The sequence below is a fragment of the Enterococcus sp. CWB-B31 genome, from assembly GCF_020567645.1.
In the GTDB taxonomy this organism is placed as follows: domain Bacteria; phylum Bacillota; class Bacilli; order Lactobacillales; family Enterococcaceae; genus Enterococcus_L.
The window spans coordinates 301,939-326,150 of sequence record NZ_JAJDJW010000002.1 but is presented as its reverse complement, the minus strand read 5'-3'; the positions used below and the strand labels follow the sequence as shown (position 1 = coordinate 326,150).

The window sequence follows — 24,212 nt, the reverse complement described above, 5'->3', positions numbered from 1 at the left end:
AGTAAATAGCGTGTTGATCTTCGTACGAGTCACATAGTATCCACCATCCGCTTGGATGGCTTGGTACTCTTTAAGTTTAAAATAGCCCAGGTCTCGAATGACTAAATCACCTGGAAGAATGTGTGCGGTATTTCTTAAGTACAACAGATGATCACTATCCTTTTCAGCCCCTAGAAATACTTCAATCATTTGACCGGTTGTCAGATCGTACTCCAATTGTATTTTCACACCGGCAGTATGACAGACACCACCTGAACCTGGAAAAGAGTCATGAAGCTTCGAATCCACACAAAAGGTCGTCGCATCTGCGATCCGAATCCGTCGAAAAAAAGTTTGTTCATTCATAAAAGAGCAGCCCGATGTAGGCATTTTTTCTTGTATTAACTGGTGAAAAAAAGATTCTAAAAAATGGACGGCGGTCTCATTGAAGCGTTCATGTAATGCCTGAGGCGTAATCGACAAGTGGAGATGTCGCGCTAAATGAGCAGATAATTCTACCAAACTTTCTGTCGCAATTGACTGAGAGAAAAAAGCACAGGCAAGTGATTGAAGTTTCTTTGTATCAAACAGTTGATGGAGTGTCTCGCAAAAGTGTTGGAATTGTCTCTCTTTTGACGTTTTCATAATGAGTCCTCCTATCAAAAATTTCTATCCTCACCTTATTTTACTTTGTTTTTTGAGATTTTTGATAGAGGTCTCTTTCGAAAAAATAGTTATTTCTTAGCTTGATGGCTATGGGTAACATGCATCATCTACTCTGACAGGTCAATCGTAGTGATTTATGACACCAGGTAGGTAACATGCATCATCTACTCTGACAAGTCAATCGTAGTGATTTATGTCAATAAGTCGGAATATACGAAAAGTATCAAGGAACACTATTCATAAAATGAATAGTGTTCCTTGATACCTCCCTGGAGTTGCTTATATTTTTAGTATAGTTTGACTTATTTCCGAGATGTTGCCTGCGATTACTCGGCACAGTTTAGGACCGACAAGTGCTAGTTCTACTTTGCCACTTCTGCAGCAGAATGGCATGCGTAGTTTTGATAAGTATTCCTTGAATGAAACCAGCTCACTTGATATAGTAGAGTGGTATGCGTAGCATAGAAGAACTGCTGTCTCTACGAGTCTAACGATCCTCGAGACAAAATATTACGCTGCAGCCATTTTTCTGCGTCTACGGTTCTCACTACACTACACTTCGTTTCGATCTCATCACTTTCTAAACGGCAGAGCCGCTAAGAATTGAAGGACTTCGTTCCGATCCTCGAAGCATGTCTGAGGGGCATATAAGAACTTGATCCTACGCTTCTTACGAATGTTCGAATCATACAAAGACTGGAACACCGTTTATTTAGCTTTAGGGGTCTTAGACATACTTCTATCACAGCCCCTTTGATTTTCTAATTATAAAACACGTACTGCAAAATTAGGAGAATAAGAGGAAACTGAAGTCACCTGAACAATGTCACCCGGTACCGGAGCATGAATAAAAGATCCATTCCCCAGTGAAATTCCCACATGGTAGGTTTCTCCATGACCGCCCCAAAAGACAAGGTCGCCAGCCATAGCCTCACTTACAGAGATTATATTTCCTGCTGTTTCCTGATTTACTGTTGTTCGACCGATAGACAAACCAACAGAATTAAATACATATTGTACCAAACCGGAACAATCAAAAGCATTTGGACCGGATGCGCCATATACATAAGGCTTTCCTAATTCTTTCTGAGCTGCAGAAACAATTTGAGAACGCAGATCTGATGATACATTTTCCTTATCCAGCCGTTCTTCCAATACTGATAGTTCCAGTAATATTCTTTTTTCTTCTGCCAAAAGATCAGCAGCTTCAGTGAGTTTCTCTTTTTCAGCTTCTTTAATTGCAGCTAATTCTTCTTTTAAACTGTTCAGTTCATTTAAATAGACTGTTTCTTCATTGTCTTTTGTTGGATTAGATGCCGGAACAGGCAACAGAGTTAACGTAGCTGTTTCTTTCGCTTTAGTCCCAGTCTGATTTATCAGCTTTTGTGAAACAGTCAGTGACTCATTAAGCAAACGAATTTTTGTAATTGAGGCTTGAGCTTCTTTTATTTTTTCAGTGATTATTTCTTTATCAGATTGAAGGCTGCGTAACTTTACACCTTCCGCTTTCTTTTCTTCCTGAATCAAGTCAAATCGAGAAGAGAGGGCTGCAGGCTTCTCTTCCGACTCTTCTGCCCAAGCGGAGAATCCTCCCGCAAACGTAACAGCAAGTATCAAGAGGAATAGTAATGATTGACTAAAAAAGGTTTGTTGCTTCACAAAAAAACTCCTTACATTATTAAAATACAAATTTAACACTAAGGAATATTAAAGCATAATAGAGAGGCAGAGTCTGTAATAAAAAGATTAAGTCTTTATTTCTTAAAAGACAAAATAATGTCTTTTTATTTTTAAATAGCAAAAAGATTGGAAAAATGTCAACAGTATGTAATTTTTGTATTTAAATGATACAAACTTATTTAGTCATTTGACAAAATATAAAAAAAGCAGTAGATGACTTCATTACAGAAGTATATCTACTGCTCAAAATAGTTGGAAAGGGAGATGCTATTTGTCTACAACAGGTATCAATAATTCTCCACAAATGTCTTGTTTCGTTTCCTCAGTAATCACAATACCGTTGGGACCTCCTACATAAGCAAAATCATTTGCTTTAGGTAGAATGTGTCCAAAAGCCAAGTTGGTTAAAGAATCATTTAACGTCAAGATATCATTTGCCTTATCCTTAGAAACTAAATATTTACTTTTAGGAAATTGAATCATACGGGCTTCATCCATAACTGTATTGGCTAATACACCTATATAAAACATCTTTTTATTATTGACAGCTTCATTAACAATATAAATATCCATATTCGTTGCCACTTGTCTTAATTTTTTTAGTGTACCATCATGCATTACTTTTTCCAAAAATGCATGCTTTTCGCGATTTAAACCTTCAAAATCTGTATACTCACTTATCAATTCTGTTCCAATACCAGCAACAGTAAAGGCTTCTTTATCTACTAACTGATAGCTACTCATGGGGCATTCCTTCTCTCTGCGTTTTTATCACAGCTTGTATTCTTAACTGTGTATATTTATAATAACATTAAAAGGTGTCAAAAATAGATACTGTTTAGGAGCAAATAATGAAAAAAGTAGAAAGAGTCAATACCATGATTCACTATATCAATAATCGAGCACATTTCACTATTTCAGAATTGATGCAAGAATTCAATATTTCGCGTTCTACAGCAATTCGTGATCTGCAAGAAGTAGAACAACTGGGTATCCCTTTAGAAGCTGAGGTAGGACGTTCAGGGGGCTACTCTGTATTGCCAAACGCAGTTCTTCCCAAAATTCGATTTACTGACACTGAAGTAAAAGCGTTGTTTATTGCTTTTATGGCTACAAAGAATCTGCAGCTTCCTTATTTAAGCAGCAGGCAATCATTAACAGAAAAAATTTTAGGACTTATTTCAGAAAAACAACAAGAGGAGCTGATTTTTCTTAATCAATTTCTCTTTTTTGAAGGAACGAATCTGCATAATTCAGATATATTAGATTTAAATGATCAGCCGCATTCCAACCTAAACATACTTATTAAGAGCTGTCTGGAAGATCAATTTCTATTACTTTATTTTTCTGAGCAAGAAAAAGTTTCTCATGCTATATATACATTACGTTTATATAATGAAAAAGCTATTTGGAATTTAGAATATTTTGATCTGGAAACTGAAAAGACAGAAATTATTTCTATTGAACAAATCTCAAAGATAAAAATTAACCCAAGTCCATTAAAAAAGTGGACAAAAAAACGAATTTTAAAAAACATATTAAATAAAAAAAAGGATATGAATGTACGCTTAGTATTGAAACAATACGCTGTTCAACAATTTAAAAAGTATCATCCATATAATTATTCATTAATCTATACAGATGCGTATCAATCAACGGCAATTTTTCAAACAAAGGTCAATACTGCAGATAAACAAGAAGTTCATTCTTTTATTAATTGGCTGCTTTTTCTTGGTCCGGATTGCCAGATAGAACAAATTCCCGAAACTATTAAATTGGTATTGAGACAACGGATGCAAGACTTTTTAATGGGTGTGGATTTGAATTTAGAAGACTTCTCTGATCATGAAGCAATTACTACTATTTATAAAGATAACTAGAGGTAATTTTAGATTGATTCATTGATTATCCACACAGATTGACCGGGTTTTGGAGATAAACAATCTAATAGTTATAACCGTTGACGTAGTTGAAGCTGCTGGAGAAATTACCATTTAAATGCAAAAGTCACAAAAGCATTTCAGAAATGACTGATATTAAAAACTAACTAAGCTTTTTGGATATAAAAAGGAATAGTACTGAGACTGACAAGAGCTGGCTGTTAGAAATTATTAATGAAAACAGATTTATGAAATGATCATTTATTATTGTGGTTTAATTTTAAAGCAGATAAAGGTTGAAAATGCTTCGACAGGGAATTGGACGGACTTTTATAATTAAGTATTCTTTTTTAGGGTTTCTATTCTCTATCGGAGTAATTTGGGGTATGATGTTAAAAGAAGCACTTGCATACAAGCCAATAGGAAAAGGGGCGAGCAGATGGAACACGAGGTACAAACAATGACATTTAAAGAACTGAAAGATGTTGTGTCGAAATTAGAAAAAAACCAGCACGTTAATGACAAAACAAAATTATTTATAGATACTGGCTGGGACAGTGTTCAGGAAATAGATTCTGAGGCGGTTTCTGTTGAAACTGTAAAGGCTTTTACTGTTGAGGATGAATTGACAAAGGAACAGTTTAAAGGATATTCTCTCATTGAAAAGGCAGAGAAAATGGGTGCAGACGGAGAAGAAGAAACAGTAATCATTATCAGAAATTTATATTAATTTTTGATTAAGCACAGGGGGAGTAAATCTGTTTTTTGTTGGATTCATTTTAATGATTAGCAGGTTTGGATAGTATAGAAAGGCGGCGTTTTTTATGTCGAATCAGATACAGTTTCCAAAAAACTATGATCGATTCATCTCACTTGGAAAAGAATCAATGAAAAAAGAAAATGTGATTGAAGCAATCGATTATTTTCAGGAGGCATATGCAATCAGGCAAGAATTTTCATTGAACTATTTATTGGTCGGCAGTTATTTAAAAAGCGGCGAAAAGACACAGGCTCTATCCATGATTGAGGAAATGAGAACAGAGTATCTTTCTTGTTTGGAATATATCGAAACTTATATACAGACATTAATTCTAAATAATCGTTTCCTGACAGCGCATGGTGTGATTAATGATCGTATTTTGAAAGAAAACAGCGGAGAGATGCGAGTACTGGTTGCTCTAAAAAAGAAAGTAAGGCAAGCAGAACTGCTTTATCAGCAATTTGAAGTAAAGAAAATAGAAAAGATTAAAAATGAATTGTCCAAACTGGGCAGCTGCAGCTACTATGAGCAGATGTATCTTGTGAAAAAAGCAATGAGCCTTCCACAGGAAGAATTTATAGAAGTCAGCAGAGAGATTTTGACAAACAAAGATATCCATAACCTTGTCCGTTCATGGGCACTGGAAGAATTATGTCGAATCCATTATCGGAAAGAGGTGCAATTTCTTTGGCGGGACAATCAAGTTTATGATATTGTGCCTGCTTCAGCAGGAGCGCCGCTGGACAGTATGGCTTACCAGCGAATTGTGCTTTTTTTGGAAAAAGAATTGTTGAACAATCATCATGTCCTATTGCTTGATTTACAGGAGGAAATTCGACTGCATTTTGCTTTGCTCTATCCTTTTGCAGATAAAATAGTCAAAGATCCAAAGCTTTGGGCGATTTGTTGTATAAAGTCCTATAATGATCAGGCAGCAGTGTGTTATAAGGATGAGCTGGCAACGGAAGAAGCAGCTAGAATTCAGGAAATACAGCGTACAATACGGTTTGAACTGGAAAATTTTGTTATTTAAATTCAGAGGATGTGCCAAATACTCATGAGGGCAGAGCTGCCCTCACCAAACAGAATGAAAACAAAAGAGGTCGACCTATCAGCCATTTTCTGTCATGCTAAAGAGGACAGATGCGGCTGGTAGGTCGATCACTTTTTAAGGTTCTTCTCCAAGTTGTCCTTGAGTTGTAAATTCCGCCTTATTTCCGAGAGGTTGCCTGCGATTACTCGGCACAGATTAGGACCGACAAGTGCTGGTTCTACTTTGCCGCTTCTGCTTATATTCGCACTTTAGCAGAATGGTATGCATAGTTTTGATAAGTATTCCTTGAATGAAACCAGCTCACTTGATGTAGTAGAGCTGTATGCGTAGTGAAGCGTAGAAGAACTACTGTCTCTACGAGTCTAACGATTCTCGAGACAAAACATTACGTAGAAGAACTGCTGTCTCTGCGAGTCTAACAATTCTCGAGACAAAACATTACGCTGTATCCGTTTTTCTGCATCTACGGTTCTCACTATACGACACGACACTTCGTTTCGATCCTCGAAGTATGTCTGAGTGGCATATAAGAACGTGCTCCTATGAATGCTCGGATCATACAAAGGCTGGAGCACCGTTTATTACTCAGACATACTAATGTCACAGGCCCCTGATTTTTTAGCAGTTCTCTGATTAATATTCAACATGTTAGGATTTATTCATTTTAATGCAATTAGTTATTTCTAAGCTTGAGTCAGTTTTAAAAAAGAATCTATTTATCTTCCTACAATAAATGTCAGCTCGCATTCACAGACTTTTTTATCATCCACATACGCAGTTGCCTGTCCAATTCCTACGAAATCCCGCAGCTTTACTATTTCAAAATGAAGCTTTAGAACATCTCCAGGAACTACTTTTTGACGGAATTTTGCTTTATTAATACCGCCGATATAGGCTGTTTCTCCTTTAAACTGATCCATTTTTAAAATCAGAATAGATCCAACCTGAGCTAAAGCTTCAATAATCAGAACACCCGGCATTGTTGGGTTTCCCGGGAAATGTCCCTGGAAAAATTCTTCATTGATAGTCACATTTTTTGTTGCAATTATTTTTTTATCTTCAATTATTTCATCAACATAATCAATAAAACAAATGGGGTATCTGTTTGGGATTAAATCCATTATTTCTGTTACAGTCATTACTTTTTCCATATTATTGATCTCTCCATTTCTTTAAACAAATAACAGCATTGTGTCCGCCAAAGCCAAATGAATTGCTGATGGCATATTCTGCATGTATTGAGCGGGCGCCTTCTGTCAGATAATCCAAATCACATTCAGGATCGGAAACTTTATAGCCGACTGTTGGGTGAGCAAGATCTTCCTGCAGTGTTTTAACGCTGGCAACAGCTTCTATTCCTCCGGCAGCCCCCAAGAGATGACCAGTCATACTTTTGGTGCTTGAGATGGGAATCTTTTTCGCGTATGCTCCAAAGACATGCTTGATTGCTGTTGTTTCTGAAGCATCATTTGCAGGTGTAGAAGTCCCGTGGGCATTGATATAGCCTATGTCTTCAGGCTGGATTTTGGCTTCCTCCAATGCCATTGCTATTGCGTCAGCTGCACCGCTGCCGTCTTTCAGTGGTGCGGTCATATGACTTGCATCACAGTTGCTTCCGTAGCCGACAATCTCCCCTAAAATAACTGCACCGCGTTTTTGCGCATGCTCCAGTTCTTCCAGAACGAGCATTCCAGCACCTTCGCCCATCACAAATCCTTTACGTTCTTTATCAAAAGGAATGGAAGCTCGTTTTGGGTCATCTGTTGTATTTAGTGCATTCAAAGCTGCAAACCCGGCAATACCGATTTCGCAGATGGTAGCTTCTGTACCTCCGGATATCATGATATCTGCTGCTCCAGATTTTATAGCCCGAAATGCTTCACCAATTGCATTGGTGGCTGAAGCGCAGGCTGTCACAATTGTCTGAGAAGTTCCTTTTGCGCCAAGTCGGATAGAGATGTTGCCCGAAGCCATATTTGCAATGACCATGGGGACAAAGAAAGGAGTCACACGATTGGCACCCTTTTTATCCATCACACGCACTTGATCCTGCAGGGTAGTCATACCGCCTATTCCGCTTCCTACAATCACTCCGAAACGTTTATGATTGATTTCAGCATCAGACAGTCCGCTCATTTCCCAGGCCTCCAGAGCAGCTGCTAAGCCGTACTGTGAAAAAAGATCCATTCGTTTCTGTTCTTTTCGATCTAATACTTGACTGGGATCAAAATCTTTTACTTCACCTGCCAATGTTACATTAATATCATCGGATGCAAATTTGGTAATTTTTCTGATGCCTAATTCACCATTTACAAGTTTCTGCCAGTATTCTTTAACGGTATTGCCCAGTGGGGTTACTGCCCCCAGGCCGGTAATTACTACACGTTTCATTTGGTTCCTCCTACTAGTTATTTTGACCTTCAAACGAATAAAACACTTATTAAATTAAACTTTTTTTAAAAAAACAGATAAAATAGTTTGACTTTCAAAGTATTTTAGTTAATAATGCAGACATCCGGGAATGTCTGTCGTTTCTTTTTGTATTCTCAATTAGGGAATGATTGTATCATTCTCAAACAGATGATACCAGTTGTCTTTTTATTCGTCAACTCATAGTTATTCATATTTCCCTTGAATGGAGAAGAATGATGGTGTATTCACGAAGTAAAATAATTATAGAAATGGATGGGATTTATGTTTTTAGCAAATAAAAAAATTGTAGTAATGGGTGTAGCCAATAAAAAAAGCATTGCCTGGGGCTGTGCAAGTGCATTAAAGAATCAGGGAGCAGAAATTATTTATACGTATCAAAATGAGCGAATGAAAAAGCAGATTCTTAAATTAACAGACGAGGGTGAGCTGCTCGTTGAATGTGATGTGGCATCGGATGAATCGATCGCTGCTGCTTTTAAAGAAATTGAAGAAAAAATCGGAAAAATTGATGGTTTGGTTCATGCGGTTGCTTTTGCGAATAAGGAGGAGCTGGATGGTAACGTCAGTGATATTAGCAGATCAGGCTACGCGTTGGCACAGGATATCAGCAGTTATTCATTATTAGCAGTGACACATCATGCAAAGCCGTTATTGAATCCTGGTTCCGGAATTGTGACCATGACTTATTTAGGCTCAGAACGGGCAATTCCAAATTATAACATGATGGGAATTGCCAAGGCTTCACTGGAGGCAGCTGTCAGATACCTGGCTGCAGAACTTGCCTCTGAAAAAATACGGGTAAATGGTATTTCAGCTGGAGCTATTAAGACATTGGCCGTGACAGGTGTTAAAAATTATGACCAGCTTATTAAAATGTCAGATGATCGTACACCGGATAAGACTGGTGTGACAATTGAGGAAGTAGGAAATGCTTGTGCATTTTTAGTCAGTGAATTATCAGCCGGAATAATCGGAGATATTATTTATGTGGATAAAGGAGTCCATTTAACATAAACTTTTATTCTCATAGATAATTATCTATATAATCACAGTGAGCGGGTTAGGGAAGTCTGCTTGCTGTGATTCTTTGATGTGCTGGAATTATGGTAGTGAGAGGGGCTTCTGCTGGATTCAATAACTTTGAGATGGAAAAATGACAAAAAGAAAATGAAGAGGGCAGAAGAATGTCAGAGATAGAAGTAATTTATAAAAGATACCGCAGGGGAAATAAGCTACCCTTGCAGCTTCTGTTTCTTTTGAAAGTCCGCCTGTTTTCATTAGCTGATCTTAATAATAAACAGGATTATTTATCGAAATCAACATCAGCCTTCAAAAAATATGATATACTTTTTACAAAGCAATGAAATGTACGGATGATAGCTCAAAATAATCTATGGAAACTCTATGATAAATAACTGATACACTTGACAGCGAGCCTCTAACATCAAGCGTTTTGACGATAAAAAGAACAGTAAGAAAGTGCATTAGAACAGAAATCTTAGCTCAATGGTGCTCACTGTAAGGTGTTCGCTTCATCCACTTAGATAACAGGTCTGCTTTGATACAAGGGGAGAGCGGAAAAAACGGGCATAAACTGCACTGCTGTTAAGTTTTTAGAGCATTTTTTAGAATATATTTTGAAATACGTATAGGATATAGGAGGAAGAAAAATGAAAGAGCAGTTAAACGAGTTGCTTCAGAAGAGAGTTTCTCTAAGAAGGTATGCGGATCGTCCGATTACACTGGAAGACATGGATTTTATTTTGAAAAGTGCAATGAGAGCACCAACTGCCGGAAACATGATGCTGTATTCTGTTATTAAAGTTGAAAAGGATGAAACCAAGAAAAAACTGGCTAAAAGCTGTGACAATCAGCCGTTCATAGCTCGTGCACCTAGTTTATTGATTTTTTGTGCAGATTTTCAACGATGGTATGACTACTATCAGCTGTCGGGAGTTCCTGAAGTTTGTCTGGAAAGAGAAACGGCTTTTCATCTTCCGGAAGAGGGGGAATTTTTGCTGGCAGCAATGGACACATTAATTGCCTCAAGCTTTGCGACCGTAGCTGCTGAGGCTTGCGGGATCGGCAGCTGCTATATTGGTGACATCGTTGAGAATTATGAAATACACAAAGAGCTGTTGAAGCTTCCCAAGTGGGTTCTGCCAGTGGGAATGCTGTGTCTGGGATATTATCCTGATAATTACAAACGTTCAGTTAATACACGCTTTGACAGCAAGTTTATCGTATCTGAGGAAACCTATCATCATCTTTCTGATGCAGAGCTTCAGGAAATGATGGCAGATAAGGAAAAAGAGTTTAATTCCAAGAATAAATTTAATGCAGAAAACTTTGGTCAGTTCAACTATTTCAGAAAGACAGGTACTGAATTTTCTGATGAAATGACTCGCTCTGTGAAGCTGATGCTGGATGAATGGAAAAGTGTCTGAAGAAATCTGAACAAAAAGAGTATAAAGTACTTAAGCAGCTTCAGCAGGGATTTACCATAGGTGCAGATAGAAAGAACAAAGAAAACCGGCAGTGAATTCTTTTCAGAAACTTCACTGTCGGTTTTGATTTTTTACATACATTCACCTAAAAACTATGAATTAAAATGTAATTGAAAATATGTTATAATCCTTTATGAAGTCAATATTTAAAGAACGTTGTAAACAAGAGTATAACAAATACTTTTATAAATTACGCGCCCTGAGGGAATCGAACCCCCGTCTCAAGAACCGGAATCTTACGTGATATCCACTACACTAAGGGCGCAGGCACGAATACTAGTTTAGCGGATATTTTCAAAAAAAACAAGTGGGAGATTGAAATTTATGAAATTTGAGCAGCACTTGTCTCAACAGCAAAAACAAGTTCAAAAATTAGCCATGACACAGCAGCTTCAGCAATCTATCCAAGTACTGCAGTACAACACAGAAGAGCTGCAGACATTTATTGAAAATAAAGCGTTGGAAAATCCCCTGATTGAGCTGCAGCCCAATCATAGCGACTATACATACTCAGGCAGTCGAAGTACACAATACAATAATGAAAAAGAGTCCAATCTGATGAATCAGATTCCTGACAGCTCGATTTCCTTATTTGAATATTTAATTGATCAGATTCATCTCAATTATCGTGATACATATTTGCGGACATTAGTGATGTTTTTAACAGAGTTTATTGATTTAAATGGCTACCTGACCATTTCTCTTGAAGAAGCTGCAGAAAATGCAGGTGCTGAGGAAATAGAAATGCTGGATGCATTGACCCTGCTTCAACAGCTGGACCCTGCCGGCATTGGGGCCAGAGATTTGAGGGAATGTCTTATGCTGCAAACTGAGCGGGATGATCAGGCACCTGTTCTTGCTTATATTGTACTGGAAGAAGAGTTTACAGCTCTTGCCAATCGGAAATGGGCAGATATCAGTAAAAAGTTTGAAATCGAACTAACAGAGGTTCAGGAAATTTTTGATTATATACAAACACTGACTCCTTCACCGGGAAGTATTTTTGGTTCGACTTTAGGTATTTATATTCGTCCTGATTTAAAAGTAAAAATTGAAGGAGATCAGTTAATCGTGATCTCAAACAAAGAAGGGGCACCTCAAATTCGTTTTCAGGAAGCCTATTTTAAGAAAATGGAAGAAACAAAAGACAAGGAAGTTCAGGAATATATTTCAGAGAAAAAGAAAGATTTTGAATGGCTGCAGAAAACAGTTGCTCAAAGAGGCGATACCATTCTGCGTGTTGGAAAAGAAATTGTTGCCAGACAGAAGGATTTCTTTTTGAAACCTGGACGACCGATTAAACCAATGACCTTAAAGGAAATTGCACAGGATTTGGATATTCATGAGTCTACTGTCAGTCGAACTGTGAATGGGAAATATCTTGAAACAAACTTCGGCTCATTCGAGCTTCGTTCCTTTTTCTCTCAGGGCTTGTCTCGCGGAGCTGACGGTAAAGAAGAGATGTCAGCAATTGACGTGAAAAAATTTATTCAGCAGTTGATTGATGAGGAAGATAAAGCTAAACCAATTTCTGATCAAAAACTAGTCGAACTGCTGAAGGAGAAGAAGATTGAGATTGCCAGAAGAACGGTGGCCAAATATCGTGAGGCCTTAAACATTCCAGCTTCATCTAAACGCAAGAGGTATGATTATTAAAAAGAGGGGAGTTCCGAAATGCTGAATCCGACTTCAGGTTTTGGGGCTCTTTCTATATAAGTAACAGCTTAGGTTGGGAAAACGCTGTATTTTTGATTTTCGTTCTACTTCTCAATCATTCCTGACTTGCTATTTTTGCCAAATCATCATATGATAAAATTGTACGTACAAATTTACGTTGGAGGACTATCATGGTGTCTAAGTATAATGTCATTGCGGAGGAGCTCCGCTCGAAAATAGTAAGCGAGGAATATCCTGTCGGTTCAGTGATACCCCCGGAACTTAAGCTGATGGACAGTTATCAAGTAAGTCGCCACACCATCCGGCAGGCGATTGCCGTTTTGGTTAATGAAGGGTTTTTAAGAAAAGAAAAAGGCTCCGGCACTTATGTAGATGACCGTTTTAAAAATCAAAACAGTTCTGAAAAAAGAACAAAAACAATTGGTGTTATTACTACTTATTTATCAGATTATATTTTTCCCTCAATTATTCGGGGGATTGAAGAAGAGCTGCAAAAGAAAGGTTATTCTCTGCTGCTTGCCAGTACAAATAACAATCCGGAGCAGGAGAAGAAATGCCTGGAAAACATGCTCCTGCAACAAGTTGACGGGCTAATTGTCGAGCCAACCAAAAGCAATCAGTATAATCCAAATCTTTCTTATTATTTATCATTTAAGGAGGCTGGGATTCCAGTTGTAATGATTAATGCATATTATGAAGCAATTGATCTCCCCTCCATTTGCCTGGATGATGTAAAGGCTGGTTTCCTGGCTACCTCTTACATGCTGGAAAACGGTATAAACGAGCTGGCCTTGATTGTGAAGATGGATGATTTACAGGGGAAACTTCGGATGAGAGGATTCATTGATGCTTTTGAAACATATGGGCTGACATTTGATTCACAAAATATTTTTACGTATGCCACAGAGGAAAAAGCAAGTATTACAGAGACCGTTGCCAGTCGTTTGTTAGAGAAGCAGTCTGCTGTTAAAGGGGTCGTCTGCTATAACGATGAGATTGCTAATCTGCTTGTTCAGCGGTTAATTGCTGCAGGAAAAATGATTCCTCAGGATATTTCCATTATCGGGCAGGATAACTCGACATTAAGTACAGCCGGTGAGGTCGCTTTAACCACCATCAGTCATCCGAAAGAAAAGCTGGGAATAGATGCAGCTAAGTGGATGATTAAAGCGATTGAAACAAAGACGCTCAGTGACAGTATTGTGTATGAGCCGGAAGTGATTGAACGTCAATCAGTACTGAAAAAGCAGTCTTATTGAGAAGATATTTTTTCCGTCAGAACAGCCTCGTCAGAATAACAGATAGCAGAAAAATAATAGTAGGAATGGAAACGAACAGATAAAGTTCGTTTCTTTTTTTTGTGCGTACAAATTCGATTAACTCGTTTACATGTACGTACAAATGTGATATACTTCCTTTGAAAAAGTAGAAGAAGAATTTTTTATGGAAATTTTTTTCGAATGAATGAAAACGTATACAGGAGGGCTGGTATGGATAAGCAGGCAGTAAGAGAGTCAATCATTCAGGGAAATACTTCACTGGGGATTGAATTGGGTTCAACAAGAATCAAGGCAGTATTGATTGACAAACAGCAAAAACCCGTCGCGTCAGGAAGTCACGAGTGGGAAAATCAATTGATTGATGGTATTTGGACATACAGCTTGGAAGAGATTTGGTCGGGGCTGCAGGAAAGTTATCAGCACTTGAAACATGAGGTATGGACATTGTTTGATGCAGAGCTGACTCAGGTTGGAGCGATTGGATTTAGTGCAATGATGCATGGCTATATGGCTTTTGATAAAGAGGACCAGCTGCTGGTGCCGTTTCGAACCTGGAGAAATTCAATCACAGCAGAGGCAGAAAAAGAGCTGACTGCTTTATTTGACTATAATATTCCTCAGCGATGGAGTATCGCTCATCTTTATCAGGCGATTCTAAATAATGAGACACATGTAAAAGACACAGTATTTTTTACAACGCTGGCCGGCTATGTACATTGGCAGCTGACAGGTGAAAAGGTTCTGGGAGTAGGAGATGCATCAGGGATGTTCCCGATAGATCCTCAGAAAAAAGAGTATGATTCTGATATGCTTGAAAAATTTGATCAACAGGTGAAGGGAAAGCAATTTTTATGGAAGCTGAAAGATATTCTGCCAACGGTTTTGGTGGCAGGTGAAAGTGCCGGGCAGCTGACTGAAGCAGGAGCGAAGCTGCTTGATCCGACAGGTGATTTAAAAGCAGGGATTCCTCTTTGCCCGCCGGAAGGAGATGCAGGAACTGGTATGACAGCAACAAACAGTGTAGCTCTGCGGACAGGGAATATCTCAGCTGGAACCTCTGTTTTTGCCATGATTGTTTTGGAAAAGGAGTTGAAGAACGTACATCCGGAGCTGGATTTGGTTACAACGCCGGCAGGTGATCTTGCAGCAATGGTGCACGCCAATAATTGTTCCTCTGAGATTAATGCATGGGTGAAGCTGTTCAAAGAATTTGCAGATGTCAGTGGATTTGATATAAGTACAGAACACTTGTATGAAGTATTGTTCAAACAAGCACTGGTAGGTGATAAAGACTGCGGCGGATTACTTTCTTACGGCTACTTCTCCGGAGAAAATATAACGCACATATCGGAAGGAAGACCGTTGTTTGTGCGGACACCGGACAGTCTGTTTAACTTGGCGAATTTTATGCGGGTTCATCTTTATTCAGCATTTGGAGCGTTGCAAATCGGTATGAAGATACTGGTGGAAGAAGAACAGGTCAATATTGACAGGGTCATGGGACATGGCGGCATTTTTAAGACTGAAGGAGTGGCGCAGCGAATATTGGCGGCAGCGATGGATACGCCTGTTTCACTGATGGAAACTGCCGGAGAAGGCGGAGCCTGGGGAATTGCACTTCTTGCAGATTATTTGAAGTATGCAAAGCAGGGACAAAATTTAACCGATTATTTAAATATTCAGGTGTTTGGCAGCAATGAAGGAATTGAAGTTGTGCCTGATCTGGAAGATGTTAAAGGCTTTGAGCAGTTTGCGAAGCGATATGCAACAGGGTTGCCTATTGAAAAAGCGGCTGTTGAATTTTTGAACTAAGCGACATAAATCAATGCATTGGAAACAGAGAAGGGGGAAATATATGTGCTTGAAGTATTAAAAGAAGAAGTCTATTATGCCAATCTGGAGCTTCCGAAACAGGGCTTGATTAAATATACCTGGGGAAATGTCAGTGGGATTGACAAGGACAAGGAGCTGTTTGTGATTAAGCCTTCGGGAGTGGATTATGAAACACTGACACCGGATGATATGATTGTCTGCGATCTGGAAGGAAATGTGATTGAAGGTAAACTGAATCCTTCTTCTGATACACCGACCCATGCAGTGCTGTATCGTCAATATGAAGATATAGGCGGAATAGTTCATACTCATTCAGCATGGGCAACGATCTGGGCTCAGGCAGGACTGGATGTTCCTCCGATGGGAACAACTCATGCAGATACATTTTACGGAACAGTTCCCTGTGCACGCTTTTTGACTCAGGAAGAGATTGACAGAGGCTACGAGGAAGAAACCGGGCACGCTATTGTTCAGACTTTTAAAGAAAGAGGGATTGCCCCGATGGAAGTACCCGGAGTCTTACTTCACGGGCATGGACCGTTCACTTGGGGGAAAAGTGCAGCCGGCGCTGTAATGAATGCTGTGGTTCTGGAAGAAGTATGTAAGATGAATCTTTTTGCCCGCCAGCTGAACAGCTTTGCGGAAGAACTGCCGCAGCGGATTTTAGATAAGCACTATTTAAGAAAGCATGGAAAAGATGCTTATTATGGACAGAAATAACCTGATTTAAAAATAACAGGAATGGGTATGAATGTGTGAAACGAGCAAAGCATCTAAGACTTGGAAGCTTTGTATTGAAAATTGAATGTCAGTAAGACTTGTAGATACACATATGTAACCGCCCAATTAAACTAGTGAAGGAGCGAATAATATGTTAACAGTAGAAAAGAAAGAATTTTGGTTTGTTGTAGGCTCACAGCATTTGTATGGAGAAGAAGCATTGCAGGAGGTACGCAGTCATGCAGAAGAAATGGTAAAAGAATTAAATGACAATGGCAAGCTCTCTTATCCTGTTGTTCTGCAGGAGCTGGCTGTTTCAGCAGATGCAATAACTCGTATTATGAAGGAAGTTAACTATCGGGATGAAGTAGCCGGTGTAATTACCTGGATGCATACCTTCTCACCTGCAAAAATGTGGATTCGTGGAACGAAATTGCTGCAAAAACCGCTGCTTCATTTAGCAACCCAATACAATGAAAGTATTCCATGGCAAACAATTGATATGGACTTTATGAACTTGAATCAGGCTGCTCACGGAGATCGTGAATACGGCTTTATTAATGCTCGTCTGAAAAAACAAAATAAAATTGTCGTTGGCTACTGGAAACGTCAGGAAGTTCAAAAGCAGATTGCTGAATGGATGGACGTGGCTGTTGCCTTTAATGAAAGCTTCAATATCAAGGTTGCCCGCTTCGGAGATAACATGCGGAATGTGGCTGTAACAGAAGGGGATAAAGTAGAGGCGCAAATTCAATTTGGCTGGGTTGTCGATTATTTTGGGATTGGCGATTTGGTTCGATATATTGATGCGGTAAAAGATGAAGAAGTTGATGCGTTGTTTGCAGAATATAAAAACCTTTATGATTTTGACTATGGAGACTATGATCATGAAATATGGGAAGCGCATGTAAAAGTGCAGGCTCGTCAGGAAATCGGCATTCGTCATTTCCTTGAAGCAGGCAATTATAATGCGTTTAGTTCAAACTTTGAAGATCTGTATGGCATGCAGCAGCTGCCAGGACTGGCTGTTCAGCGCTTGATGGCTGAAGGATATGGATTTGCCGGCGAAGGGGACTGGAAAACTGCAGCAATTGATCGTTTAATGAAAGTAATGGCTCGTAATGAAAATACCGGATTTATGGAAGACTATACTTATGAACTGGCAGCCGGTCGTGAATCCATTCTGCAGTCTCATATGATGGAAGTTGATCCGACGCTGGCAAATAATAAACCCAAAATTGTTGTTTCACCTCTTTCAATGGGTGATCGTGAAGATCCGGCACGTCTGGTATTTGACGGCAAAGCAGGAGCGGGTGTCGTAGTTTCAATGGCAGACTTCGGGACGCATTACAAGCTGCTGATTAATGAAGTAGAGTTGTTCGAACCAACAGAGGAAGCACCTATGCTACCGGTTGCCCGTGTGCTGTGGGAAATAAAACCAAACTTCCAGGAAGGGGTTGGAGCATGGATTGAAGCAGGCGGCGGACATCATACTGTAGTTTCACTGAACGTAACCTCAGACCAGATTATTACCTGGGCGAAGCTGGTGGGACTGGACTATATTTTAATTAAATAAAACGAACCGATTGTTGTTTTTAAATAAATCGGAAGGGGTGAGACAACTATCCGGAGGGAAAGAGGTGTCTCACTCCTTTTAAAAGTAGAGAGCAAGCGACTTTTAATTCCTAGGGGTCGATTGCGTTCATTCTGCAGGTCCGCTGTCCATTATTTCTAAGTGATAAGCTGCAAATAGCTAGCGATGCTTGATTTCAATGGGAGGAAAAAGTTAGTGGAACTGTTTGCTCAGTCCGCTGATCAGCCGAGTGGTATCGACGGCTTGGATTATCCTTCTTACTGATGAAAAGGTTAAAGTGGGAATGCCCACAGATGATCTGTCTGTCATTATTTTCACAGCAAACTTTGGTTCAGAGGAATTTGTTATGTATGGATGAAAGCTTGTTCATCATGGGGAGATTACACTGGAAATATAAGTGCCGTCCGGTGTAACTGATTATCTGGAGTGGGGAAATGTCGCTCTGTATCTGAGAGAAATGCTTGACAAACAAATGATTTTTAAACAAAAAATAAAGCAGGAGAAGCTCCAGAAGGTCAGCAGCAATGATCGGAGCTTCGCCTGTTTTTAATGTTACAAGGTAATTTTAATGGATAAATTCAATTTTTTTGTCGATACTCTTTAGGAGAAATCCCTTTTTTCTTTTTAAATATAAAGCTGAAATAGTTAGGGTCATTGTAGCCGATTTCAAATGCAATTTCGGACAGCTTTTGGTTCGTTTCTTTTAATAAAGATTTTGCAAGATTAATTCTCTGGTCAGTAAGATATTCTATGAATGTTTTGCCTAGTGATTGTGAAAAAATGGTACTGAAATGAGCGGGACTTAAGGAAAGTTCATCAGCAACCATATTTAAGGAAATATCAGGATCGGTATACTTTTCATTAATGAAGGTTAGAGCATGATTAATGACGCTTTGGTATTTTGACATAGAGGGATGAATCCTAACCTCAATCAGATAGTTAATCATTTCCCGAATCATTTTTTCATAACGCTCGCTGCTTGAAGATATTTCAATCAAATTAGTTAGTGCATCTGCAGATGAAAATTTTTCCGGTGCATTCTGCTGTTTCTTTTTAACCAGACCAGTCAGTTCAGTTAAAATGAAGAATCGAACCATTCGAGTACGTTCAAATGTGTCTTGGTGCTGACAAAGCTTTTGAACAAGTACTTCACTGTTTTCCTGAGTAAGGCCGGAAATTTCATCTGCCAAATCCATTTTAAACGGATGAGTTGGTGAGAGCTCTCCTTCCTTCATGTCATCTTCATAGCTGATAATTTTTTCTGTTCGAAGGTAGCCGTAGGTAGCCAGCATCTCTCTTGCTTTTTGATATGAACCGGAGATTTCACTGATTCGTTCTACCACCGGACCAATCGCTACGGCAATATCATCCTGAGAATTTTGTTCCAGCTCGTGAATCAGCGTCTGTGCCAGCTGATAACTTTTTTCGAGTACATCTTCCTTCTGTGTATCAAAAATCAGAAATTTAATAAAATGAGAGGAGACACTGGAAAACAAGATACTGTCATCTTCGGAAAAAAGATAATTTAGATATTCGCTGAAATGGGCATAGTCCTCAAAATTACTGTTAAATTGATTGGTTGCAAGTATAACGGTAAGCTTTTTGCCGATAATTGTCCGCTGAAAGTTCTGAGACTCTTTAATGGCTGTTGGTATATCCAAATCGCCTTTGAAAAGTCCATTCAGGAAATGATTTTTCTTTACTTCAGTGATCAGCAGCTCTGAATTTGACTGTGGAGCAGTGGACTGTTTCTGCTGCGACAGACGTTGAACAACCCGTGCGATGGTTGTTTCCAGCTCATCTGTTTTAATTGGTTTTAGTAAGTATTCATCTGCCTGAACCTGTATGGCTCCCTTCATATAATCAAAGTCGTCAAAGCCGCTGATAAAAATGATACGGGTCCAGGGAAGTACTTTTCTCGCTTCTCTGGCAAATGTCAGCCCGTCCATGAAAGGCATTTTGATATCCGTTAGAATGATGTCAGGCTGAAAGTCCAGGATTGAGGCTAAAGCCATTTCCCCATCACCGGCTTCTCCAACGTAAGTAATGGGATATGTTTCACTGAGTGTCAGAATCTGTTTTCGTAAACTTTCTCTGATTAAATGCTCATCTTCAACAATAAAAACTTTATACATTGGGCGGTTCCTCCTGTCGCTTAGGGACGGTCACTGTAATGACTGTTCCATGCCGATACTGACTTTCAACTTGGATGCCGGCCTCTCTGCCATAGTAGAGCAGCAGGCGTTTGTTCACATTATACAAACCGTAACCTGTACTGAAATCAGAATCAATCCCTTTTTCAAGTTCTTCCTGAACCTTCTGAAGTCGTTCAGGAAGCATGCCGATACCATTATCTGAAACAGTAAAAATCAGATCGTTTTCTGTTTCTGTGACGGTTACCTGAATGTATCCGGTACGTCGAATAAATTTGGTTCCGTGATAAACAGCATTTTCGATCAGAGGCTGTAAAATCATTTTTAGAATTTCATAATCTTTTAACTGTTCCGGAACATTGATCTCAAAGCTCAGCATTTCTCCATACCGAATTTTTAATATAATCAGGTAATCCTTGATATGTCGGATTTCAGTATCTACAGTAATCCAGTCTTTTCCTTTACTTAGAGAAATTCGGAAGAAATCTGAAAGAGCAAAGGTCATTTCTTTTGCTTCATCATAGTGTTTTTGTTCAATCAGAGAGACAATTGCATCTAAACTGTTGTAAACAAAATGAGGAGTAATTTGCGCCTGCAGCACGCGTACTTCACTTTGCGCCAGATGGTATTGCTTTAACACATTTTCTTCCAGCAGCTGCGTCAGGTCGTCTGCCATTTTATTAAGACTTTCTGTTAAGGAGGAGAGCTCCGGTGTATCCGGGAGCTCCAGCCGATAGCCCAAATGACCTTTTGACAATTCATGAGACATAACAATTACGTTGTCCAGCGGCTGTTGAATTTTTTCATCCAGAAATTTGCGGTTTCTCTGAACAAAATAAAGAATGACTATAACTATCCCCAGCTCTGCGAGAGACAATATAACCAGAGAGTGTGCCAGCTCATTATTTTTCTGACTGGCTAAATTGATTTCAATTCGTACAAATTCCTGCAGAATGTCTGAAAGAAGCTGAGTGACTGATTCGACCTGAATCATTATTTCTTTATTTTTTTCATAGGAGTTTTCCTGAGTTAGATTTTCGAAGATCTTTGTCTGATAATTTTCCAGAGAATCAATAATTCTCAGCGCCACCTCCAATATGCTCCGTTCCCCGTTTGTGCTGGTGTTTTCCTGAATATGATGAATATCCGCCCGCAGTTCATCAACAATGCTGTTGCCAATATAAGAGTTCAATGCAGTCTGCCCGGTCACTACATCCCACATATCCTCCAATACCTCTTCATCTACCTTTGCTGCTATCTCATTGGCTTTCTGAATATTGGTCACAGTGTTTTTATAAAGAAAAATTTGTCTGGAATAAAGCAAAATACTGATAAATAAAGGAACAATCGCCAGAGCAAGCATTAATTTATTTGCATGGGAAAAGATTTGTTTAATGCTGAGTGTCTTTTTCATAAGCGGCTCCTTTAGTAATTTCTGGTAGGGATTTTATCCAGATTGGTTTCGGAAAAGACTGTTTCAAACATATAGATTTCACGTACAAAATCCTCTTTATTGTCACTGGCAAAATAGCGTTCAATGGCATTTGCTACAAACCAGCCTGCGTTGGGATTACATTCCACCACACAGTTTACTTCCCCAGTCCGAAGCTTTTCTATCATGTCCTCCTGGGCATCAATGGTCACGATAACAATGTCTTCTCCAGGAATGATATCTGTCTTTTTCAAGGCTTCCAAAGCTCCGTGTGTCATTTCATCATTATGGCTGTAAAGAACATCAATGGTTGAAATGTCATGAGCCTCAATATATTTTTCCATTTGTTCTTTTCCTTTCATCCGAATATAGTCTCCGTACAGTGTATCGACTACTTCCATACGGTTATCCCGTGAAATGGTTTCTTGAAAGCCGTCTGTCCGAAGTGTGGTAGGAGAGGTATCAGGCAGTCCGGCGAGCTCCAAAATATTTATTTCCGGCTGTTCAACAGTTGAAAAATGGTTGCTGACATAGAGCCCACCTCGATTCCCTTCGGCTTTAAAGCTGGGCCCGATATGTGTAACATAGAGACTTTGATCAGACACATTAATATGCCGATCCACAACGATAACCGGAATTGCTGCCTGCTTGGCTTCTTTCAGAACCGGTTCCCATCCATCCTCCTGCAGAGGAGTAAAGACAATCATGTCCACTTTGTAGGCAATAAAAGTACGGATATCCTGAATCTGGCGTTCCTGATTCATATATCCGTTACGGTAAAGGACCTGATTATTTTTTTCCAGCTCAGTGCGGATAGAGTCTGTATGACGTTTGCGCCATTTGCTCTCAGTTCCTGATTGTGAAAAACCAATGACCAGGCTTTGCTGCTCCTCATCTGAAATAACAGCAGAATTGCAAGCGCTTAAAAAAAATAATAAAAGAAAAATGGCGGGGAAAAATTTTTTCATGATTTATTCACTCTTCCTTGGGATGTGTTTGAAAATTTTGACGTCGAATATTTCTATTCATTGCCTCTTTTCTATATTTTACCAAAAATCAGCTGGATTTAGTTGCTGGAAACAACATACGAAAAAAATCCAAGAAAAACTAAAAAATTCCCAGATGCATTTGTTTGTGCAAAAAAACGCAAAAAGAATTTCCAGAAAACATGAAAGATATTTAATGTAAGCGGTCACTGAAAACGGTATACTTCTGGATGTAAAGCAATTATAAAATTGGAGGGATCAAGATGAAATTTGGTTTTAAGAAAACGGTAACTTTGGCTGCGTTACTGCTGACAGGAGCAACATTACTGTCGGCATGCGGCGGCAGCTCGGCTTCAGATGGCAGCAGCGGCGAGAAAGGATATGTTGGAATTGCCATGCCGACTAAATCAGCAGAACGTTGGATTGCCGATGGAAATAATATGGTAGAAGAGCTTGAAAAACTGGATTACAAAACTGATCTGCAATATGGAGAAGATAAGGTAGAAAACCAGGTTGCACAAATTGAGAACATGATTACAAAAGGCGTGGATACGCTGGTCATTGCATCAATTGACGGTTCAGCATTAACGGACGTATTGGAAAAAGCGCATAATGAAGGCATTAAAGTAATTGCTTATGACCGTTTGCTGATGAATTCTGAATATGTCGACTACTATGCAACATTTGACAACTTTGGTGTTGGAGTTTTACAAGCTTCTTATATAGAAGAAAAACTTGGACTGAATGATGGTGAAGGGCCATTTAATATTGAATTGTTCGGCGGGTCCCCAGATGATAATAATGCATTGATTAACTATAATGGTGTAATGTCAATCTTCCAGCCGTATTTTGACAGCGGACAACTAGTTGCACCCTCAAAACAAACAAGCTTCAATCAGATTGCTACACTGCGCTGGGATGGTTCAACGGCTCAGGCCCGTATGGATAACCTGTTAAGTGCAAATTATACAGACAAAACATTGGATGCTGTTCTTTCACCTTATGATCCAATCAGCTTGGGAATTATTTCATCTTTAAAGGGTGTAGGCTATGGGCCTTCGGATAAACCGCTGCCGGTTATTACAGGGCAGGATGCAACAGTTGCCGGTGTGAAATCAATTATTGCCGGTGAACAAACACAGACAATCTTTAAAGATACTCGTATTCTGGCTAAAAATACTATTGAAATGATCGAAGCGATCAACAACGATGAAGAGGTTCCTGTAAACGATACAGAGACTTATGACAACGGTGTGAAAGTTGTTCCAACATATCTGGCTAACCCAATTTCTGTTGATAAAGACAATTACAAGGTGGAATTGATTGATACAGATTATTATACAGAAGCAGATTTGAAATAAAATATGTTCTATTAAGTTTCCAGGCTCCGCACTGCAAAAATCCAGACTTTCTGTAAAAAAGATAAATTTGAGATTATTCAGTATGGTTGAGAGCATACAACAACTGGAAGTACGAAGTATCTGTCTATAAAAAGAGGCGGGGATCGGAATTTATTCGGTCCCTTCTCATTATCCAGAAAGGAATTGGAGTTTATTTTAAATGATCGCTTGTTTTAAG

The 24,212-nt window shown here is 39.1% G+C and carries 20 protein-coding genes and 1 tRNA gene; 12 read left to right on the top strand and 9 right to left on the bottom strand.

Annotation, left to right across the window (positions count from 1 at the left end; translation table 11 throughout):
* From LI954_RS04165 to LI954_RS04155, 3 genes are all read right to left on the bottom strand, one after another.
* Positions 1 to 624, bottom strand: a 624-nt coding sequence (locus LI954_RS04165; RefSeq protein ID WP_229443728.1) for an IS4 family transposase, incomplete at its 3' end; no start/stop codon positions are given.
* 786 nt (positions 625 to 1,410) lie between these two features.
* On the bottom strand, positions 1,411 to 2,304 hold the full coding sequence (locus LI954_RS04160) for a C40 family peptidase (RefSeq protein WP_229443727.1): 894 nt from the start codon (positions 2,302 to 2,304) through the stop codon (positions 1,411 to 1,413).
* A 288-nt stretch (positions 2,305 to 2,592) separates the two neighbouring features.
* The gene (locus LI954_RS04155; RefSeq protein WP_229441800.1) at positions 2,593 to 3,069 is read right to left on the bottom strand and encodes an effector binding domain-containing protein; all 477 of its coding nucleotides are present in this window, start codon (positions 3,067 to 3,069) and stop codon (positions 2,593 to 2,595) included.
* Positions 3,070 to 3,176: 107 nt separating this feature from the next.
* Here LI954_RS04155 and LI954_RS04150 point away from each other — a divergent pair, with 107 nt between their 5' ends.
* From LI954_RS04150 to LI954_RS04140, 3 genes are all read left to right on the top strand, one after another.
* Positions 3,177 to 4,205 carry a helix-turn-helix transcriptional regulator gene (locus tag LI954_RS04150; protein ID WP_229443725.1) on the top strand — a complete coding sequence of 343 codons (1,029 nt, stop codon included), beginning with the start codon at positions 3,177 to 3,179 and terminating at the stop codon, positions 4,203 to 4,205.
* Positions 4,206 to 4,644: 439 nt separating this feature from the next.
* The gene (locus LI954_RS04145; protein ID WP_229441798.1) at positions 4,645 to 4,935 is read left to right on the top strand and encodes a hypothetical protein; all 291 of its coding nucleotides are present in this window, start codon (positions 4,645 to 4,647) and stop codon (positions 4,933 to 4,935) included.
* A gap of 94 nt (positions 4,936 to 5,029) precedes the next feature.
* Entirely contained in the window at positions 5,030 to 5,998 is a 969-nt protein-coding gene (locus LI954_RS04140) for a hypothetical protein (protein WP_229443723.1), read from the top strand.
* A gap of 737 nt (positions 5,999 to 6,735) precedes the next feature.
* On the opposite strand, the gene fabZ is transcribed toward LI954_RS04140, so the two are convergent.
* Positions 6,736 to 7,170, bottom strand: a complete 435-nt coding sequence (gene fabZ / locus LI954_RS04135; RefSeq protein WP_202067551.1) for a 3-hydroxyacyl-ACP dehydratase FabZ — start codon at positions 7,168 to 7,170, stop codon at positions 6,736 to 6,738.
* 1 nt (position 7,171) lies between these two features.
* Positions 7,172 to 8,410, bottom strand: a complete 1,239-nt coding sequence (gene fabF, locus LI954_RS04130) for a beta-ketoacyl-ACP synthase II (RefSeq protein ID WP_229443721.1) — start codon at positions 8,408 to 8,410, stop codon at positions 7,172 to 7,174.
* A gap of 303 nt (positions 8,411 to 8,713) precedes the next feature.
* Here fabF and fabI point away from each other — a divergent pair, with 303 nt between their 5' ends.
* The 3 genes from fabI (at position 8,714) to LI954_RS04115 (ending at position 10,899) form a co-directional block, all read left to right on the top strand.
* On the top strand, positions 8,714 to 9,466 hold the full coding sequence (gene fabI, locus LI954_RS04125) for an enoyl-ACP reductase FabI (RefSeq protein WP_202067549.1): 753 nt from the start codon (positions 8,714 to 8,716) through the stop codon (positions 9,464 to 9,466).
* A 170-nt stretch (positions 9,467 to 9,636) separates the two neighbouring features.
* The gene (locus tag LI954_RS04120; RefSeq protein ID WP_202067548.1) at positions 9,637 to 9,816 is read left to right on the top strand and encodes a hypothetical protein; all 180 of its coding nucleotides are present in this window, start codon (positions 9,637 to 9,639) and stop codon (positions 9,814 to 9,816) included.
* 306 nt (positions 9,817 to 10,122) lie between these two features.
* On the top strand, positions 10,123 to 10,899 hold the full coding sequence (locus tag LI954_RS04115) for a nitroreductase family protein (protein ID WP_202067547.1): 777 nt from the start codon (positions 10,123 to 10,125) through the stop codon (positions 10,897 to 10,899).
* A 253-nt stretch (positions 10,900 to 11,152) separates the two neighbouring features.
* Here LI954_RS04115 and LI954_RS04110 read toward each other — a convergent pair.
* Positions 11,153 to 11,224: transfer RNA gene (locus tag LI954_RS04110), tRNA-Arg, on the bottom strand.
* 59 nt (positions 11,225 to 11,283) lie between these two features.
* On the opposite strand from LI954_RS04110, the gene rpoN reads away from it, so the two are divergent.
* The 5 genes from rpoN (at position 11,284) to araA (ending at position 18,045) form a co-directional block, all read left to right on the top strand.
* The gene (gene rpoN, locus LI954_RS04105; protein WP_229441794.1) at positions 11,284 to 12,615 is read left to right on the top strand and encodes an RNA polymerase factor sigma-54; all 1,332 of its coding nucleotides are present in this window, start codon (positions 11,284 to 11,286) and stop codon (positions 12,613 to 12,615) included.
* 194 nt (positions 12,616 to 12,809) lie between these two features.
* A complete protein-coding gene (locus LI954_RS04100; protein WP_202067582.1) occupies positions 12,810 to 13,895 on the top strand; it encodes a GntR family transcriptional regulator in 1,086 nt (361 codons plus the stop codon).
* A gap of 231 nt (positions 13,896 to 14,126) precedes the next feature.
* A complete protein-coding gene (locus LI954_RS04095; protein ID WP_229443719.1) occupies positions 14,127 to 15,728 on the top strand; it encodes a xylulokinase in 1,602 nt (533 codons plus the stop codon).
* Positions 15,729 to 15,773: 45 nt separating this feature from the next.
* Positions 15,774 to 16,469: an L-ribulose-5-phosphate 4-epimerase gene (locus LI954_RS04090; RefSeq protein ID WP_202067544.1), complete on the top strand. Its 696-nt coding sequence runs from the start codon at positions 15,774 to 15,776 to the stop codon at positions 16,467 to 16,469.
* Between the two features lie 151 nt (positions 16,470 to 16,620).
* Entirely contained in the window at positions 16,621 to 18,045 is a 1,425-nt protein-coding gene (gene araA / locus LI954_RS04085; protein WP_229443717.1) for an L-arabinose isomerase, read from the top strand.
* Between the two features lie 596 nt (positions 18,046 to 18,641).
* Here araA and LI954_RS04080 read toward each other — a convergent pair.
* From LI954_RS04080 to LI954_RS04070, 3 genes are read right to left on the bottom strand one after another with little or no spacing between them, the layout of a single operon-like run.
* Complete coding sequence (locus LI954_RS04080) at positions 18,642 to 20,198, bottom strand: response regulator (RefSeq protein WP_229443715.1); 1,557 nt, start codon at positions 20,196 to 20,198, stop codon at positions 18,642 to 18,644.
* Positions 20,191 to 21,630, bottom strand: a complete 1,440-nt coding sequence (locus tag LI954_RS04075) for a sensor histidine kinase (protein ID WP_229441789.1) — start codon at positions 21,628 to 21,630, stop codon at positions 20,191 to 20,193. The genes LI954_RS04080 and LI954_RS04075 overlap by 8 nt, the downstream gene beginning before the upstream one ends.
* A gap of 11 nt (positions 21,631 to 21,641) precedes the next feature.
* A complete protein-coding gene (locus tag LI954_RS04070; RefSeq protein WP_229443713.1) occupies positions 21,642 to 22,616 on the bottom strand; it encodes an ABC transporter substrate-binding protein in 975 nt (324 codons plus the stop codon).
* Positions 22,617 to 22,897: 281 nt separating this feature from the next.
* Between LI954_RS04070 and chvE the strand changes: the two genes are divergently transcribed.
* Positions 22,898 to 23,995 (top strand): multiple monosaccharide ABC transporter substrate-binding protein, encoded by a 1,098-nt coding sequence (chvE, locus tag LI954_RS04065; RefSeq protein ID WP_202067539.1) that lies wholly within the window; start codon positions 22,898 to 22,900, stop codon positions 23,993 to 23,995.
* Positions 23,996 to 24,212: the final 217 nt, after the last annotated feature.

Excerpts from the sequence above, each read along its gene's own strand:
- LI954_RS04155 (WP_229441800.1), bottom strand. The coding sequence starts at position 3,069 with ATGAGTAGCTATCAGTTAGTAGATAAAGAAGCCTTTACTGTTGCTGGT.
- LI954_RS04150 (WP_229443725.1), top strand. The coding sequence starts at position 3,177 with ATGAAAAAAGTAGAAAGAGTCAATACCATGATTCACTATATCAATAAT.
- LI954_RS04145 (WP_229441798.1), top strand. The coding sequence starts at position 4,645 with ATGGAACACGAGGTACAAACAATGACATTTAAAGAACTGAAAGATGTT.
- LI954_RS04140 (WP_229443723.1), top strand. The coding sequence starts at position 5,030 with ATGTCGAATCAGATACAGTTTCCAAAAAACTATGATCGATTCATCTCA.
- fabZ (WP_202067551.1), bottom strand. The coding sequence starts at position 7,170 with ATGGAAAAAGTAATGACTGTAACAGAAATAATGGATTTAATCCCAAAC.
- fabF (WP_229443721.1), bottom strand. The coding sequence starts at position 8,410 with ATGAAACGTGTAGTAATTACCGGCCTGGGGGCAGTAACCCCACTGGGC.
- fabI (WP_202067549.1), top strand. The coding sequence starts at position 8,714 with ATGTTTTTAGCAAATAAAAAAATTGTAGTAATGGGTGTAGCCAATAAA.
- LI954_RS04120 (WP_202067548.1), top strand. The coding sequence starts at position 9,637 with ATGTCAGAGATAGAAGTAATTTATAAAAGATACCGCAGGGGAAATAAG.
- LI954_RS04115 (WP_202067547.1), top strand. The coding sequence starts at position 10,123 with ATGAAAGAGCAGTTAAACGAGTTGCTTCAGAAGAGAGTTTCTCTAAGA.
- rpoN (WP_229441794.1), top strand. The coding sequence starts at position 11,284 with ATGAAATTTGAGCAGCACTTGTCTCAACAGCAAAAACAAGTTCAAAAA.
- LI954_RS04095 (WP_229443719.1), top strand. The coding sequence starts at position 14,127 with ATGGATAAGCAGGCAGTAAGAGAGTCAATCATTCAGGGAAATACTTCA.
- araA (WP_229443717.1), top strand. The coding sequence starts at position 16,621 with ATGTTAACAGTAGAAAAGAAAGAATTTTGGTTTGTTGTAGGCTCACAG.
- LI954_RS04080 (WP_229443715.1), bottom strand. The coding sequence starts at position 20,198 with ATGTATAAAGTTTTTATTGTTGAAGATGAGCATTTAATCAGAGAAAGT.
- LI954_RS04075 (WP_229441789.1), bottom strand. The coding sequence starts at position 21,630 with ATGAAAAAGACACTCAGCATTAAACAAATCTTTTCCCATGCAAATAAA.
- LI954_RS04070 (WP_229443713.1), bottom strand. The coding sequence starts at position 22,616 with ATGAAAAAATTTTTCCCCGCCATTTTTCTTTTATTATTTTTTTTAAGC.
- chvE (WP_202067539.1), top strand. The coding sequence starts at position 22,898 with ATGAAATTTGGTTTTAAGAAAACGGTAACTTTGGCTGCGTTACTGCTG.